Raw genomic sequence first — 14,932 nt, 5'->3', positions numbered from 1 at the left:
TTAAACCGATCTCGGGTTAATTTAGAAAATTGGTATTACTTGCGTTGTGTGCAGTTACGGTCATTTACAATTGACTTTTGCCAAGTATCGAACGCTTAAGTAAAATAGCCAGCTAATTGCATGTTAAGTATTTCAATCCTATGAAAAAGTTTACAGCGCCTGAGGCGTGGCAGGTTACATGTTTAAAGGCCGAACCCTTTTCCCATTTGAATCAGCTGTTTGATTTAAAAAGCCAATCAGACTGGCCAACACCTCAATGGCTGTCATCACACGCGAACACCATTAGCTCACAACAATATAATACTCGGTTTGTGGCCGACGAAACGCTGGACTTTGGTGAAAAATACTACGAAGAAATTATCTATGAAACTCACCAAGTACCGACACGCAGTCAAAATTGGCATGATTTATTTGGCGCGCTTATTTGGTGTTTATTCCCAAAAACAAAAGCACTGTTAAATGCGTTACATATCGAAGAAATAGAACAGTTTGGCTTAAAGCAGAGAAGTAAAAAACGCAATGCCCTTACGTTATTTGATGAATGTGGTTTGGTATTAGCAATAGATGATGACATGTGGCGAGATGCGTTTAAAGCCCACGATTGGCAGCGTGTATTTTATGACAACAAGTCCCAGTGGCCGCAAAGTTTAAAGCCTTTTGTATTTGGTCATGCAAATTATGAAATGCTAACGGATCCCTTTATTGGGTTGACGGGAAAACTGGTGTGTATCAATGTTGATGCTGCTTTTTGGCAGCTTTCACTTGCTCAGCAATATATTTGGCTCGATACCAAACTGGTTGAACTTATTAGTGACGGTTTACTTGAGGACAATACCAAAATGTCGCCAATTCCACTGCTGGGGATCCCAAATTGGTATGAACCACAAGACCTTGCATTTTATCAAAACACGGACTATTTCAGACCGAAAAGAAGGAAATAGCATGATAGCTATTAGCGGACTAAAAAAACGTTTTGCCCTAACTCGCGAACATAAAAAGAAAAAGAGTCAGACAGATCCTCGAGAGCGAGATGGCTTTTTCCATAGTGTGGAGGAGGTGAACCTACACTGTGGTGAGGGAGAGGTACTGGGTCTACTGGGGCCAAATGGAGCAGGAAAGACCACAACTTTGCGTATGCTCTCTACTGCACTAACCCCAGACGATGGCACTATTTTGGTTGACGGTCAGGACATTGTAAAAAAGCCAGTTGTGGCGCGTAAGGCAATAGGCTTTCTCTCTGGTTCAACGGGGCTATACGGCCGTCTTACAGCCAAAGAAAATGTAGAATACTTTGCTCGACTTCATGGATTAAAAGGAAAAGCGCTAAAAGCCAGATGCGATGCACTGTTTCAACGCTTGGAAATGGAAACTTTTCTAGATAAAAGAGCAGAGCATTTGTCGACTGGAATGAAGCAAAAAACAAATATTGCACGAGCAGTAGTGCATAACCCCAAGGTGGTGGTGTTAGACGAGCCAACTACGGGGCTTGATATTATGACTACGCAAACCGTAATCTCATTTATCCGTGACCTTAAATCAGCTGGCACACCCGTTATATTCTCAACTCATCATTTAGATGAAGTGGCACTGTTGTGTGACCGAGTGTCTGTAATTGACAAGGGGATAACCTGTTTCGATGGCAGCCTTGCAGAATTTAAAACCAAAGGCCAAAGTCACGAGCTAAACCAAGCATTTTTGAATTTATTAACGGGAGCTGCGCATGTTTGAAGTATTTTTGAAAGAGCTCAGGGAGCTTCTGCGCGACCGTAAAACACTATTTTTCGTGATAGCCCTACCCATGCTCGTGTTTCCCGTGATCATGGCATTAGTAGGGTTTATGGCATCACAAGCCGCGATGGAAGCAAAACAGGAAGTGCATACGTACTATATTGTAAACGAGTCCTTTGCCGAAAAGTTTTCAGAACAAGTTTTTTATCATAAAAGTTTTAAAAAATATAATGGAGAACTAGCACTTGATAGTGTTGAAGCGCTCAGTGACGCTGTCCGTAATGGTGTGATTGATGTGGGGATATTTATCCCCGCTGATCCTGCGAAAAACTTAGAGTCGGGCATTAAAAGCGAATGGAAAATAGTGTTCAATGATGCCCAATCGATTAACTTTATTTATGACCGTTTATCTAAACTGGCAATGTCATTTTCCGATGAACTTAGAGCATTGAAATTAGCCGCTTTGGGATTGTCTCAAGAGCAGCAAGCTGCTGTTTTACAACCTATTTCAATTACCAAGGTAGATACTGCGGATAAGCGTGAAAACTTAGGTGAAAAGTTAGGTGCATTTATCCCTTACATGCTTATCCCATTAGTGCTGATGGGCGCGAGTTATCCGGCAATAGACTTAGGTGCAGGAGAGAAAGAGCGTGGTACTTTAGAGACGCTATTATTGACCCCAATTTCTCGCACTGAATTGGTATTAGGAAAGTTTTTAACTGTACTGAGTAGTTCAATATTCTGTGCCCTTATTACGGTCTCTAGTATGGCATTGTGGATTGGGATAGCGAGTCGTTTCGTCGAGCTTGATGTCATTAAAACTGCTTTTTCTTCGGTGGCCATGATGGACTTTGTCTTAATTTTTGCATTGCTACTGCCAGTTGCAGTTATGCTGTCATCACTGACATTGGCTATTTCCATTTACGCAAGAACCTTTAAAGAAGCACAAAACTATATGGGGCCACTGAGTATGGGGATTTTTATTCCCATAGTGATGTCTTTAATGCCAAATATGGAATTGACGGCTAAGACGGCCTTGATCCCCATAACTAATGTTGCGTTGGCCATAAAAGAAATCATTAAAGGGACCGTTGATTATAGCTATGTTGCTCTGATATTTGGTGCATCAGCGGTATTAGCAGCAGGTCTCCTTGTCTGTTGCGTCAAGTGGTTTAATAAAGAAACTGTACTGTTTAGGTAAAGTACAAGGCAGCAGTAATTATTGAGAATTATGGCGTTTTTCTGTACGATTAGCGCCTTAATACATGCCGGAGTTGTAGTTAACTTTAACTCGTCATAATGTTTACCCCGACTTCAGGTTAGTTAGTTTCAGGATTGCGGGCGGAAGTTTTAAGCTTCAATATTTGTCACTCAAGGAATGTAAAGATGACATCAACCACAGAACTAAAGTCTGTCAGTGAAACAGTAACTAGCGGCATTGCAATGTTATTGTTGTTATCGTCAGTGCTGCATTTTTTCACTTCAAGTTTCATCGAAGCGCTGGTCTACTTAATCATTGCCTTGGTGCTATTTTCATACTGTCATCGCTTAACGTTTGATCCTTTTAAAAAACAAGTTGTGATCACAAAGCAACTGTCGGTGCTAAGTAGAAATATTTGGACAATACATCAATCTCTAATACCACTTAAAACGGTAACTGACATGTCAGTGGAGGGGAATAAACAGCTCAGTTATTTAGGCATTAGCTACCTTGCTAATGGTAAGCGGCCTGCCATCTATTCGTTTTCGTGTTTGAGGCAAACCAGCCAACTTGACGAGATATTGTCAGGAGTAGGTTTTGATCAAAACAAAGGTCAAACTGGAGCTTCCTATACTGACGGAGCAGCGCGTGAGACCCCAGTAACTCTTGCTGAGTTATTTCCTTCATTTATGAGAAATAATAGAGCGATTGAGGCGTGCTTTCCAGTATTACGATGCGCACTACCAACACCACAAGAGAAGCGCCATATTGCTTGGATGGTAGTAGGGGGCTTTGGTTTTATGACTGGCGCTGTGCTTTACTCATCTCAAAATTATGTAGCGGGTTTAGTATTGTTGGTGCTCACCTATTTGAGCTACTGGTTGACGTGTGTGCTTATCAGTAATAAACACTATTTTGTTTATCATTCTCCCTGTAACGAAATTAAGGTTGAGAAAGACAGCCTATTGCTACCCGCGTTACTGTTTAAAGATAAACAGCCTCGAAAGGTAAACAAGGGCGAAGTTAAAAGTATTAAAGCACACTGGAATACATTCACGGTCAGTGACCTAGATAGATTAGCCGCTTCTACTCGTCGTAATCATATCGTTGAGTTAGTATTTGACACAGAATACGGCACGACGGTCTCACTCTCTGGCATGAACGTAGAAGCCGAGCCACTTCTGCTAGCGTTAACGCATTGGCAGTATCCGCTGTCGGTAGCGCATACGAATAAAGCGGTTTTCCCAATAGTGAAACACTTTCAATATGGTATGCTTGTGCTTATTTTAGGTATAATTTTTTGGGCAATGACGACATATGTATTACCAATCATCTTAAATAAGTGAGCTATTTTCTATCGCCAAAATAAACACTTTGCTGTTTATTCGTTTTTTCAAACTAAGCAAGCATGAAGACTAATATAATACAGCCAACATGGCAAAAAGCTCAGATAAGTGCAAAGAATGCACTGTGCTAACACTAGGTATAAACACTAAATATGAAACACAATCAGGATTATCCTCAGGCTTTGGCTGAGGAAATGTTGCAAAAGGAAGCGACACTAAGAGAATTTAACTTGCTGCGGCCTAACAATAAACAGCGATTCTATCAAAGTGCAGGTATGCTAACGGCAGTCGTATTTTTGGTATATTGTTATCCAGAAATTATCGAACAACCTGTTTTATACATACTGCTGATCCTGATGATGAGCTTAAACGCTCAGGCATACGTGCAAAATAAGCGTACTAATAAGCGCATCGATTTACTGCATAAGCTATTAAAGGATGAGTGATTAAAAAGAAGCCACTAATTAACCTGAGGTTTGGATAAGGAATGTTTCAACTCATTATTGTCAAAGCACAACTTAGTTTTTTCCTTGTCTAGCCAGAGAGTTTTAGGGAAAACAAGGCGAAGTTACGCACCAATAGCTAGCTATTGGAAGTGAATTCAACGCAGTTTGCGCTAAAACTGGCTGCTAGAAAGGCATTAATTATCCGCAGCTCAGGTTAATTAAGCGGCTTTAACATTATTGGTTTCCATACTTTCCATTTCAACGACACTGAGGACAGATTGTACGTCTGACCAATGCAGCAATTCGATACGACCAGCTTGGTTTTCTACCAATGCTGTGCAGTTCTCTATCCAATCACCATCATTACAATAAACGATGCCGTCTACGACACGGATCTCAGGCTGGTGGATGTGCCCGCAGATAATACCGTCAACGCCTTGCTTTTTCGCTTCATGAATAGCGGCATTTTCAAAAGCAGCAATAGCTTCTCTCGCCTTATGTACACGTTGTTTAAGCCAAGATGCCAGTGACCAATAATGGCCTCCGTATAACCGTCGTACACGATTGGTCCAACGATTTAAAAACAATAAAAAGTCATAAGCGGTGTCACCAATGAGGCTGATCAGTTTGTTGTAGCGAGTTGCTGAATCAAAGTCATCACCATGTAGCAGTAAAAAGCGTTTACCTGCCGAAGTGGTATGAATGAAGGTTTTGTGTACTTCGACTTTAAAGAGTGTTTGTCCGCCATAATGCCTAAAGGTTTCATCGTGATTACCAGGAATGTAAATAACGCGAGTACCAGCTTCAGCTTTTTTTTGTATACATTCCAATACCTGATAATGAGAGGGATCCCAAAAGAATTGGCGTTTCATTGACCATAGATCAACAATATCACCCACTAGGTATAGTACATCACACTCTGTTTTGTTGAGGAAATCTAACAAGAACTTTGCTTTACAGTCCTTGTAGCCTAAATGGACATCTGAGATCCAAATACTCGGATAGTACGTTGTTTTCATGGCCTGACTCTTTAGCGTAATAATAATAATGCTAAGAGGTAAAGGTGACAGATACAGGGCAGTTAGAAGAAGGTAATATGACAAAGGGGCAGACAAAAGAATGCCCCTATATTGGAAACTCAAGCGTACTTATTTGCTTTTAATTGCATTAACGATAGTGTCTACCGCAGACTCAATATCAAGCATTAACTTTTCGCCAGTATGGCGGTTTTTCAACTCAACCTTATTTTCATCAAGGTTGCGCTCACCTATTACTAAGGTATACGGTACGCCAATAAGCTCCATATCGTTAAACATAACGCCAGGACGCTCCTTACGGTCGTCAAATAATACATCTATACCCTTACGTTGCAGATCTGTATAGAATTTCTCTGCTATCTCAGGGATACGGTGAGACTTGTGCATGTTCATTGGCACGATAGCAAGTTCGAATGGCGCAATGGCAACAGGCCACTTGATACCGTAGTCGTCATTATTCTGCTCGATTGCCGCGGCAACGATGCGTGAAACACCAATACCATAACAGCCCATGGTCAATGTTTGGTTTTTACCTTCTTCACCGAGGACACCGGCTTTCATCGCTTCTGAGTACTTTGTACCAAGCTGGAATACGTGACCAACTTCTATACCGCGTTTGATCAGGATTTTACCCTTTCCACAAGGGCTTGGATCGCCCTCGACTACGTTACGTATGTCTTCAACAGTATAGTCGTTTACGTCTCTGTCCCAGTTGATACCACTATAATGAACACCATCTTTGTTTGCACCAGCTACAAAGTCTGCCATTACTGCGGCACTGCGATCTACGATAATAGGCATTGAGAGACCAACAGGGCCCAGTGAACCAGGTTTTGCACCAATTGCCTTGACGATGTCTTCTTCGCTCGCCATTTCAAGTGGTGAATCGACTAGTGCTAGTTTTTCAGCTTTGAGCTCATTTAATTCATGGTCGCCACGAACAATAAGCGCGACAAGACCACGATGACCGTCTTCATTTGGTGCCCCATACACAATAAGTGTTTTGACGCCACGGTGCGGTTTCACGCCATGCTTTGCTTTTAGCTCTGCGATGGTGAAAGCTTCCGGCGTGTCAAACGTATTGAGTTCTTTATTTGGGGCTGGACGAGCTTCAGTTGGCGCTAGCGCTTCAGCCTTCTCAATGTTTGCTGCGTAATCACTTTCGTCACTAAATGCGATAGCATCTTCACCAGACTCTGCAAGTACATGGAACTCGTGCGATAAGTTACCACCAATTGAACCGCTGTCTGCGATAACTGGGCGGTAGTCAACGCCTAAACGATCAAAAATGTTACAGTAAGCTTGGAACATCTTATGATAGGTTTTTTCAAGACATTCATCACTCATATGGAATGAGTAAGCATCTTTCATGGTGAATTCACGTGCACGCATTACGCCAAAGCGTGGACGAACCTCGTCACGCACTTTTGTGCTCACTTGGTAAAGTGTGATTGGAAGTTGCTTATAGCTATTAATTTCGCGACGTACAAGATCCGTGATCACTTCTTCATGTGTTGGGCCCAGCGCAAAAGGGCGGCCGTGACGGTCATTAATACGTAAAAGTTCAGGACCAAACTGCTCCCAACGACCAGACTCTTCCCATAACTCTGCTGGCTGGATCACTGGCATGAGAAGCTCAATCGCTCCCGCTTTGTCCATTTCTTCGCGGACAATTCTTTCGACTTTGCGGAAAACTTTTAAGCCTGATGGCAGCCAAGTATAAAGTCCAGATGCTAGTTTACGGATCATTCCCGCTCTAAGCATTAACTGATGGCTTACCACTTCGGCATCAGACGGCGTCTCTTTTTGAGTCGCCAATATATATTCACTCGTACGCATTCTTATTCCAGTATAAGTTACTTATTGTTCTCTTATTAGCGGCTATTCTAGCAGTGCTATTGCCGCTTAAAAAGCTTTAATACCTAAACATTTTCATAATTTAGTAGTTTATTGATAAGCTGCGGTGTTCACTATTTAGCTGACGAAATCTCAGTGACATGATTGTGCTCACCATCTACGCTCCAGCGGATATTATAATCATATAAACTCATACCATAGCTCTGTTGTGATGCACGTTTTTTCTTGTATGCAGGGCGAGGATCTTGTTTAAGTACGTTCGTAATAAACTGTTTTAGTTCTGGGTATTGTTTTTGCTTTTCGATAAAGGTTGCAGCATCATCTGAAAAACTGACTGACATTTGTGTTTCAGGTCTGGTGTCTGCAAAGCCTGCGGTAGCATCCACCAAGGCATCTGAGTATGGAAGGTATGGCTTGATGTCAATAATGGGTGTACCATCTAATAGGTCAATTCCAGATAATAATAAATCTAGTTGACCATTTTTGTATTCAATACCCTCGAGTTTTACTGCACTCATGCCAATGCCATTAGGTCTAAAAGTTGCCCTAGTCGCAAATACACCTTTGCGTTCATTACCACCTAATCTTGGTGGACGAACGAGAGCAGAATAACCTTTATCAGCCGTTTCATGGAAACGAAATAGCAGCCAAATATGCGTAAACTCGTCAATCCCACGAACAAATTCTTCGCGATTAAATTCGCCGACAAAGCGCAACTTGGCTTTTGCTTCAGGGACAAGCCTTGGTTGTCTTGGAATAGCGAATTTTTGTTTGTAAGGTGATTGAATATAGCCAATGGGCTGAATTTTGACAGGTTCCACCGTTTTCTCTATCTAAATCTAAGTAGCGTGAGTTTACTATCAATTGTGTTTTTCACAAAATCTCAAAAGGGTGCCATCGCTGTAATGTGGTGTAATTATTTTATTTTGATTTTTAGTATAAAGTTGTAAACAAAATAAGATTGGTTCTCTCTCTATGGATAAGCAACAGTTATTTTACCAACTTAATGACAATTCACAGCATCAGTGCGATAAAATTCTTGGTACCCGTGCGCACGAATATAAAAAACTCGTCGCTGAGATTAAGCCTATTCAAGGGCTAAAGGAAAAGCTTCGAGCGAAAAAATAAGAAATGGTATATAGTTGTCATGGAATTTTATAAAAAAGTTCATCAAAGCTGCCAACAAGCCCTATGCCATTCGTCGCCACTCAGACCTATACTGATAAGCGCAATTTCAAATCGTCGCGCATCACTACAAGCTATCGTGTCAAACTTATCCGATGGTGTAGTTAGCCCCAAAGAATTAGATACTTTACTCAGTCAAGAAGCAGAAAAAGTGAGCGTACAACTACTAAAAGAAGGGAATTTAAGTAAGCAAGAGGCTATTGCTGCAAGTGAAAAGGTGATATTTACACTAGCGCGAAATCTACTTTAATACCAAAGGCGGAAGCTACTAGTAGGTTTAATGATCGTTATTGACTTCGTCAGGTGCTTGCTTATCTAAGAAGTCCAACAACGCGTCAACGCTAACTTGAGTTGTCTCTGAAAATGCCTCTAGATCAAATCTAACACCAAAGAGACAGTCCTTTACCCGCTCATCGTTTACTTCAATGCGCACGATAGTGCCGTGTAGAGCGGCTAAATTCAGTAGTGTTAAGCCGGTATCGTGCTCGAATGTAACGTCAAACTTGGTCGTTTGGAATAATTTTAATGCTTCAGAATAGGGAGCTTGTAGCTGCATACCTGTTCGGCTAATGTTTGTAATTTGTCCATTGATAAGAGTGCGTCCCGAGTATATCAGCGCCTTATGTGGAGGTAGCGCTGAGTGTCGAGTAGATTGGCGTTTGCTTGCACTATTCCATGATTTGTTAACTGCTGCTTCTAGTTTTTCAGCTTTGAATGGTTTAACGACAAAATGGCTTACTCCGTTTTGTATTGCTGTAATGACAAAATCGCGGCCGCCGTTGGAGGTCATCATGATGAATGGAATATCTTTTAGCTGGTGATTGTTCCGGACATGATATAGTAGTTCCTCGCCATTCATTTCAGGCATATTCCAATCTGAAATAATAATATCAATCGGGTGAGACTCTAGAATTTGAGTAGCATGCACACCATTTGTCGCTAGGATGACTTTGTCTGAGCCCAAGCGAGTATGGATGATGTTACGTACAAGATTGCGCACTGTTAAACAGTCGTCTACTACTAAAAATTGTACATTTCTCACCACAAACCAACCTAAGCCAAAAAATTCGGCGCGGATCCTACCACAGCTATGACTAATTAGTAAGCATCAAGAACAAAACTTAAACGTGAATGATGTCAAAAAATAAGCAACTTACTGATACCTATTTAAATAATATGAGCTAAAATATTCTAGTGATTACTCTCTGTGTTGTCCTCTCTCGGGTTTATCACACTTTATGCCAGTCAACTGTGGGAAGCGACTCTATAACTGGTTTGGCAAAGTAGTAACCTTGGAACAAGGTTAGTCCAGCCTGCTTGAGATACTCGTATTCAGCCCGAGTCTCTACTCCCTCTGCGAGTAGCTTCACATTGAGCATATCACAGGTGACAATCATGCCTTGAGAATAGCTTGCTTAGCATGATTGTTTTGAATATCAGTGATCAGCGACATATCAAGTTTAATAAGATCAGGTTGAAACCCACTAAGCAAGCTAAGGCCAGCATACCCTTCACCAAAATCATCAATAGCAGTCTTGAATCCATTCTCTCTATATGTTTTGAAAATTGTTGTGAGAAAAGAGCGGCTAATCACTTGCTCTTGCTCGGTTACTTCAAAAATAATCTGTTTCGTTGGAAACTGACATCGTTTGGCTCAGCGCTGAAAACGTCTCAATCGCAGTTACTCTGCAACGCTGATCAAAGGCATATAGGTTATCTTCATTGACATTGCTTAATATCTCGAACGCGCTCTCTCCGTTTTTTCCTCTCACTAGTGCTTCATAAGAGAATATCGACTTGGAGTTAATATCAACGATCGGCTGAAAGGCCATGGTGATATCAAAATTAAGCTTTTGCTTACATAAGCAGCGTGTTGCTGAGGTATGTCGCATATAGTTAGCCTTTTTGTTGATGTCTGCCGGCACTAGACTCAGCAAGTACTTGATGCTTTATTGTTTATCTTTTGATCAGAATTATTTGTCGCTCAATGTTTGCTCTAGTAAAGACTCTGTTTGGATAGCGATCTCTTTCATTTTTACCGCATACGCTTCTAACTTTTTATCTTCTTCTGTTTTTGCCTTAAATTGCGGGATCTGAATGGGGTATCCTGCTTGATCCATGGCAATAAAGCTGATGATGCAGTGATTGGTTTCGACCAACCTTTGAGTTTTTGGGTCTCCACAGCGGACTTGTATAAAGATCTGCATGCTCGTATTGCCAGTGTGTGCAATGCGCGCGGACACCTCAACGATTTGACCAACTAAAATCGGACGATGAAAACGCATACCTGCCACTGAAACGGTGACACAATAGCTGCCGCTCCAACCAGCGGCGCAAGCGTATCCAGCTTGATCTATCCATTTCATGACCATCCCACCGTGTACTTTGCCGCCAAAGTTGACATCAGTAGGCTCTGCTAAAAATCTGAAGGTGACGGACTGTTGCGACATAGGTTTAGCTCTAGTTCCGATGACTTTAAGCTAAGTATAGGAAAGAAAGGGGCATTTCGCCCCCGCAATTTAGGATAAATTAGTACTACATGTTGGGATAGTTTGGACCTCCAGCGCCTTCTGGCGTCACCCAAGTAATATTTTGGCTCGGATCTTTGATATCGCAGGTTTTACAATGAATACAGTTTTGCGAATTAATGACAAACTGTTTTTCGCCTTGCTCATTTTCATTGATTTCATAAACGCCCGCTGGGCAGTATCGTTGTGCTGGCTCGTCAAACTTCGCTAAATTAACTTTGATTGGAATATCAGAATCTTTTAATTGAAGGTGACATGGTTGTACTTCCTCATGATTGGTATTCGATAAAAATACAGAGGAAAGTTTGTCAAAGCTTAATTTACCATCTGGTTTTGGATAATTTATCTTTTTGGATTTCGATGCCAGCTTAAGCTGCTCATGATCAGCATGTTCATCTTTAATGGTAAATGGTAGTGAGCCTGAAAAAATATTTTGGTCGATCATATTATAGGCTCCGCCCATAATACGGCCTAACTTATGCATTGCTGGACCAAAATTACGAGACTGATAAAGTTCATCGTAAAGCCAACTCGCTTTGAACAGATCCGCAAAGCTTGCGAGATCTGATGGGGCATGCTCTTGCTCTAGGGCGTCAATGATAGCATCAGCAGCCAGCATGCCAGATTTCATTGCGGTGTGGTTACCCTTTATTTTAGCAAAATTGAGAGTACCTGCATCACAACCGATAAGTAATCCGCCTGGGAAGTGCATTTTAGGCAAGCTGTGGAAGCCACCTTTTGCGATGGCACGAGCACCATATGCAACGCGCTCAGCACCCTCAAGAACTTGGGCAAAGGTGTCGTGATGTTTCATACGCTGGAATTCATCAAATGGACTCAAGTGGGGATTTGAGTAATTAAGGTCAATAATGAGTCCGACTACGACTTGGTTATTTTCTCCATGGTACATAAAAGAGCCGCCATGGGTGCTGTTGTCAAGTGGCCAACCTGTGCCATGAACCACAAGGCCTTCTTTGTGTTTGCTTGGGTCAACTTGCCAAATTTCCTTGAAGCCGATGCCATAGTGTTGAGGAGAAGCTTCTTTATCAAGCTCAAATTCTGAGATGAGTGATTTACCTAAATGGCCTCGGCAACCCTCTGCAAAAATCGTGTACTTTGCTCTGAGTTCCATACCTGGCATGTAACTATCTTTTGGCTGACCCTTCCTATCAAGACCCATATCTCCGGTAACTATACCTTTTACTTGCTTGTCCTCAATGATCAATGAATGGGCACTAAAGCCTGGGAATATTTCAATTCCAAGCTGTTCGGCTTGTTCAGCGAGCCAACGGCATACATTCCCCATTGAAACAATATAATTACCTTCATTCTTAAATGTTTTAGGCACAAGTAAATGTGGCAATTTGGTGGCGCTGTGCTCATCTTTGAATAAATAAATATCATCACCGGTGACTTTAGTGGTTATTGGTGCACCTTTTTCAGCCCAATCAGGGATCAGCTCGTCTAGTGCTTTAGTCTCAAATACGGCACCCGACAAAATGTGTGCGCCGACTTCAGAGCCTTTCTCGACTACACAAATCATTAATTCTTTTTGTTTTTCCTGGGCCTGTTGAGCGAGTCGGATAGCGCAGGATAAGCCCGCGGGGCCTGCACCTACTATCACAACATCAAACTCCATGGTTTCTCGTTCGACCATAATTAACCTCACACTATTTGACGGTAGATTAACTAAAGAGAGGCTTTAGTTTGAATTTCGTTAAACTAAGGTTATTTGAGGTTGACGTTTACGTCAACAGGAAGTAGTCTGAATCCAGCAAAATAATTTGTTGACGTAGACGTCAGCTTAGAGAATAACCAGATGATGGAGTAACCATGAAAGTACTTGTGCCAATCAAACGCGTGATTGATTACAACGTAAAGGCAAGAGTCAAACCTGACAACAGTGATGTTGATTTGAGCAACGTAAAAATGGCAATCAACCCGTTTTGTGAAATTGCAGTTGAAGAAGCAGTGCGCTTAAAAGAAGCAGGAACCGCAACTGAAGTTATAGCGGTATCTATCGGTGACAAAGCTTGCCAAGAACAGCTAAGAACAGCACTTGCCCTCGGTGCGGATAAAGCAATTCATATTGAGTCAGATGCAAAACTTGAATCTTTGCACGTCGCAAAACTGCTAGCCAAAATCGTCGAACAAGAGAGCCCAGAACTGGTTATTCTAGGCAAACAGTCTATTGATTCAGACAACAATCAAACGGGACAAATGCTTGCGGCGTTGACTAAGCGTGCTCAGGGCACTTTTGCCTCTAAAGTTGTAGTTGACGGCAATAAGGTGCAAGTGACGCGTGAAGTTGATGGCGGGTTGCAAACAGTGTCGCTATCACTTCCAGCTGTGGTGACAACAGACTTGCGTTTGAATGAACCGCGTTATGCTTCACTGCCAAATATTATGAAAGCCAAGCGTAAACCACTAGATGTAATCACTGCGGATTCATTAGGCGTTGATTTAGCTCCCCGTATTGAGCTGGTAAAAGTTGAAGAGCCAGCCAAGCGCTCTGGTGGCGTGATGGTTGAGAGTGTTGAAGAGCTAGTAAACAAGTTAAAAACAGAAGCAAAGGTGATCTCATGAGCGTATTAGTTATTGCTGAGCACGAAAGTGGTGTACTAAAACCGGAAACCGCTAAGGTGGTTGCTGCTGCAACAAAAATCGCAAGCCACGTTACCGTATTAGTTGCAGGTCACAACATTGCCGAGGCTGCGGAACACTCAGCTCAGATTGCAGGTGTACAGAAAGTAGTAGCAGTTGACGATGCGTCATTCGCATACCAATTGGCAGAAAATACATCTGAGTTGGTTGTTGAGTTAGCAAGTGACTTTTCGCACATTTTGTTTTCAGCTTCTACCACAGGTAAAAATATCGCGCCACGTGTTGCGGCGTTATTAGACAAATCGCAGATCTCTGAAATTATCGATGTAATTGATGCTGATACTTTTAAGCGTCCAATTTATGCGGGTAATGCAATTGCGACCGTGAAATCACTAGACTCGCAAAAAGTCATTACTGTACGCGCATCAGCATTTGATGCCGCTGATACGCAAGCTGCATGTGACATTGAAGCGCGCTCGCAAAGTATTGCCGCTCAAATGAGTGAGTTTGTGAGTATTGAACAAACTGAATCTGAGCGCCCTGAATTAACTGCGGCACCGGTTGTAATTTCAGGTGGTCGTGGTATGCAAAACGGTGAAAACTTTGCCTTGCTAAATGGTATTGCTGACAAACTAGGAGCCGCAATAGGTGCGTCGCGTGCTGCTGTTGACGCGGGGTTTGTGCCTAATGATATGCAAGTTGGCCAAACCGGTAAGATTGTGGCGCCTAACTTATATATTGCAGTTGGGATCAGTGGCGCAATTCAGCATCTTGCTGGTATGAAAGATTCTAAGGTCATTGTTGCTATCAACAAAGATCCAGAAGCCCCGATTTTTCAAGTGGCTGACTACGGTCTGGTTGCGGATCTTTTTGATGCGTTACCTGAGTTTGAGCAGGCGCTGTAATGCTTTTTTTTGTAGCTAGCCTACATCAAGAAAAATAATTCTGGTTGTTAAAGCCGTTGTACCTTTGGTCGCGGCTTTTTTCATTTGTAGGGAGA

The 14,932-nt window shown here is 42.1% G+C and carries 16 protein-coding genes and 1 pseudogene; 9 read left to right on the top strand and 8 right to left on the bottom strand.

Going from position 1 to position 14,932, the window contains the following annotated elements:
- Positions 1-140: 140 nt before the first annotated feature.
- The 5 genes from D9603_RS00785 to D9603_RS00765 all read left to right on the top strand — a co-directional run bounded on the left by D9603_RS00785 (position 141) and on the right by D9603_RS00765 (position 4,721).
- A complete protein-coding gene (locus D9603_RS00785) occupies positions 141-941 on the top strand; it encodes a DUF3025 domain-containing protein (protein WP_128729686.1) in 801 nt (266 codons plus the stop codon).
- Between the two features lies 1 nt (position 942).
- On the top strand, positions 943-1,728 hold the full coding sequence (locus D9603_RS00780) for an ATP-binding cassette domain-containing protein (protein ID WP_125251432.1): 786 nt from the start codon (positions 943-945) through the stop codon (positions 1,726-1,728).
- Positions 1,721-2,929 (top strand): ABC transporter permease, encoded by a 1,209-nt coding sequence (locus D9603_RS00775; RefSeq protein WP_128729685.1) that lies wholly within the window; start codon positions 1,721-1,723, stop codon positions 2,927-2,929. The genes D9603_RS00780 and D9603_RS00775 overlap by 8 nt, the downstream gene beginning before the upstream one ends.
- Positions 2,930-3,114: 185 nt before the next feature.
- Positions 3,115-4,275, top strand: coding sequence for a hypothetical protein (locus tag D9603_RS00770; RefSeq protein ID WP_128729684.1), 1,161 nt, complete (start codon positions 3,115-3,117; stop codon positions 4,273-4,275).
- A 152-nt stretch (positions 4,276-4,427) separates the two neighbouring features.
- A complete protein-coding gene (locus D9603_RS00765; protein ID WP_128729683.1) occupies positions 4,428-4,721 on the top strand; it encodes a hypothetical protein in 294 nt (97 codons plus the stop codon).
- A 218-nt stretch (positions 4,722-4,939) separates the two neighbouring features.
- Here D9603_RS00765 and D9603_RS00760 read toward each other — a convergent pair whose 3' ends face one another.
- The 3 genes from D9603_RS00760 to tsaA form a co-directional block, all read right to left on the bottom strand.
- Positions 4,940-5,740 (bottom strand): UDP-2,3-diacylglucosamine diphosphatase, encoded by an 801-nt coding sequence (locus D9603_RS00760; protein ID WP_128729682.1) that lies wholly within the window; start codon positions 5,738-5,740, stop codon positions 4,940-4,942.
- Positions 5,741-5,869: 129 nt separating this feature from the next.
- A complete protein-coding gene (locus D9603_RS00755) occupies positions 5,870-7,597 on the bottom strand; it encodes a proline--tRNA ligase (RefSeq protein ID WP_128729681.1) in 1,728 nt (575 codons plus the stop codon).
- A 131-nt stretch (positions 7,598-7,728) separates the two neighbouring features.
- Positions 7,729-8,436 carry a tRNA (N6-threonylcarbamoyladenosine(37)-N6)-methyltransferase TrmO gene (gene tsaA, locus D9603_RS00750; RefSeq protein ID WP_128729680.1) on the bottom strand — a complete coding sequence of 236 codons (708 nt, stop codon included), beginning with the start codon at positions 8,434-8,436 and terminating at the stop codon, positions 7,729-7,731.
- A 154-nt stretch (positions 8,437-8,590) separates the two neighbouring features.
- On the opposite strand from tsaA, the gene D9603_RS21770 reads away from it, so the two are divergent.
- Entirely contained in the window at positions 8,591-8,743 is a 153-nt protein-coding gene (locus tag D9603_RS21770) for a hypothetical protein (protein ID WP_170178625.1), read from the top strand.
- A gap of 19 nt (positions 8,744-8,762) precedes the next feature.
- Positions 8,763-9,050, top strand: a complete 288-nt coding sequence (locus tag D9603_RS00745; RefSeq protein WP_125251425.1) for a hypothetical protein — start codon at positions 8,763-8,765, stop codon at positions 9,048-9,050.
- Between the two features lie 27 nt (positions 9,051-9,077).
- Here D9603_RS00745 and D9603_RS00740 read toward each other — a convergent pair whose 3' ends face one another.
- The 5 genes and pseudogenes from D9603_RS00740 to D9603_RS00725 all read right to left on the bottom strand — a co-directional run bounded on the left by D9603_RS00740 (position 9,078) and on the right by D9603_RS00725 (position 12,985).
- A complete protein-coding gene (locus tag D9603_RS00740; RefSeq protein WP_128729679.1) occupies positions 9,078-9,842 on the bottom strand; it encodes a response regulator in 765 nt (254 codons plus the stop codon).
- A 187-nt stretch (positions 9,843-10,029) separates the two neighbouring features.
- Positions 10,030-10,394: pseudogene (locus D9603_RS22325) on the bottom strand (EAL domain-containing protein).
- A 19-nt stretch (positions 10,395-10,413) separates the two neighbouring features.
- A complete protein-coding gene (locus D9603_RS22320) occupies positions 10,414-10,692 on the bottom strand; it encodes a hypothetical protein (protein ID WP_347232140.1) in 279 nt (92 codons plus the stop codon).
- An 81-nt stretch (positions 10,693-10,773) separates the two neighbouring features.
- A complete protein-coding gene (locus tag D9603_RS00730; protein ID WP_125251422.1) occupies positions 10,774-11,250 on the bottom strand; it encodes an acyl-CoA thioesterase in 477 nt (158 codons plus the stop codon).
- A gap of 85 nt (positions 11,251-11,335) precedes the next feature.
- The gene (locus tag D9603_RS00725; RefSeq protein WP_128729678.1) at positions 11,336-12,985 is read right to left on the bottom strand and encodes an electron transfer flavoprotein-ubiquinone oxidoreductase; all 1,650 of its coding nucleotides are present in this window, start codon (positions 12,983-12,985) and stop codon (positions 11,336-11,338) included.
- Between the two features lie 176 nt (positions 12,986-13,161).
- On the opposite strand from D9603_RS00725, the gene D9603_RS00720 reads away from it, so the two are divergent.
- Positions 13,162-13,914, top strand: a complete 753-nt coding sequence (locus D9603_RS00720; RefSeq protein WP_125251420.1) for an electron transfer flavoprotein subunit beta/FixA family protein — start codon at positions 13,162-13,164, stop codon at positions 13,912-13,914.
- Positions 13,911-14,837: an FAD-binding protein gene (locus D9603_RS00715; RefSeq protein ID WP_128729677.1), complete on the top strand. Its 927-nt coding sequence runs from the start codon at positions 13,911-13,913 to the stop codon at positions 14,835-14,837. Before D9603_RS00720 ends, D9603_RS00715 begins: the two co-directional genes overlap by 4 nt.
- Positions 14,838-14,932: the final 95 nt, after the last annotated feature.

Source organism: Pseudoalteromonas sp. PS5, assembly GCF_004103255.1.
Taxonomy (GTDB): Bacteria; Pseudomonadota; Gammaproteobacteria; order Enterobacterales; family Alteromonadaceae; genus Pseudoalteromonas; species Pseudoalteromonas peptidolytica.
The sequence above is the reverse complement of the archived record's forward strand: the minus strand, read 5'-3'. Positions and strand labels throughout refer to the sequence as shown.

What these genes read in the sequence shown, in the direction of transcription:
- D9603_RS00770 (WP_128729684.1), top strand. Translation starts at nt 3,115, where the DNA reads ATGACATCAACCACAGAACTAAAGTCTGTCAGTGAAACAGTAACTAGC.
- D9603_RS00720 (WP_125251420.1), top strand. Translation starts at nt 13,162, where the DNA reads ATGAAAGTACTTGTGCCAATCAAACGCGTGATTGATTACAACGTAAAG.
- D9603_RS00780 (WP_125251432.1), top strand. Translation starts at nt 943, where the DNA reads ATGATAGCTATTAGCGGACTAAAAAAACGTTTTGCCCTAACTCGCGAA.
- D9603_RS00785 (WP_128729686.1), top strand. Translation starts at nt 141, where the DNA reads ATGAAAAAGTTTACAGCGCCTGAGGCGTGGCAGGTTACATGTTTAAAG.
- D9603_RS22320 (WP_347232140.1), bottom strand. Translation starts at nt 10,692, where the DNA reads ATGCGACATACCTCAGCAACACGCTGCTTATGTAAGCAAAAGCTTAAT.
- D9603_RS21770 (WP_170178625.1), top strand. Translation starts at nt 8,591, where the DNA reads ATGGATAAGCAACAGTTATTTTACCAACTTAATGACAATTCACAGCAT.
- D9603_RS00755 (WP_128729681.1), bottom strand. Translation starts at nt 7,597, where the DNA reads ATGCGTACGAGTGAATATATATTGGCGACTCAAAAAGAGACGCCGTCT.
- D9603_RS00725 (WP_128729678.1), bottom strand. Translation starts at nt 12,985, where the DNA reads ATGGTCGAACGAGAAACCATGGAGTTTGATGTTGTGATAGTAGGTGCA.
- D9603_RS00730 (WP_125251422.1), bottom strand. Translation starts at nt 11,250, where the DNA reads ATGTCGCAACAGTCCGTCACCTTCAGATTTTTAGCAGAGCCTACTGAT.
- D9603_RS00745 (WP_125251425.1), top strand. Translation starts at nt 8,763, where the DNA reads ATGGAATTTTATAAAAAAGTTCATCAAAGCTGCCAACAAGCCCTATGC.
- D9603_RS00760 (WP_128729682.1), bottom strand. Translation starts at nt 5,740, where the DNA reads ATGAAAACAACGTACTATCCGAGTATTTGGATCTCAGATGTCCATTTA.
- D9603_RS00775 (WP_128729685.1), top strand. Translation starts at nt 1,721, where the DNA reads ATGTTTGAAGTATTTTTGAAAGAGCTCAGGGAGCTTCTGCGCGACCGT.
- D9603_RS00715 (WP_128729677.1), top strand. Translation starts at nt 13,911, where the DNA reads ATGAGCGTATTAGTTATTGCTGAGCACGAAAGTGGTGTACTAAAACCG.
- D9603_RS00765 (WP_128729683.1), top strand. Translation starts at nt 4,428, where the DNA reads ATGAAACACAATCAGGATTATCCTCAGGCTTTGGCTGAGGAAATGTTG.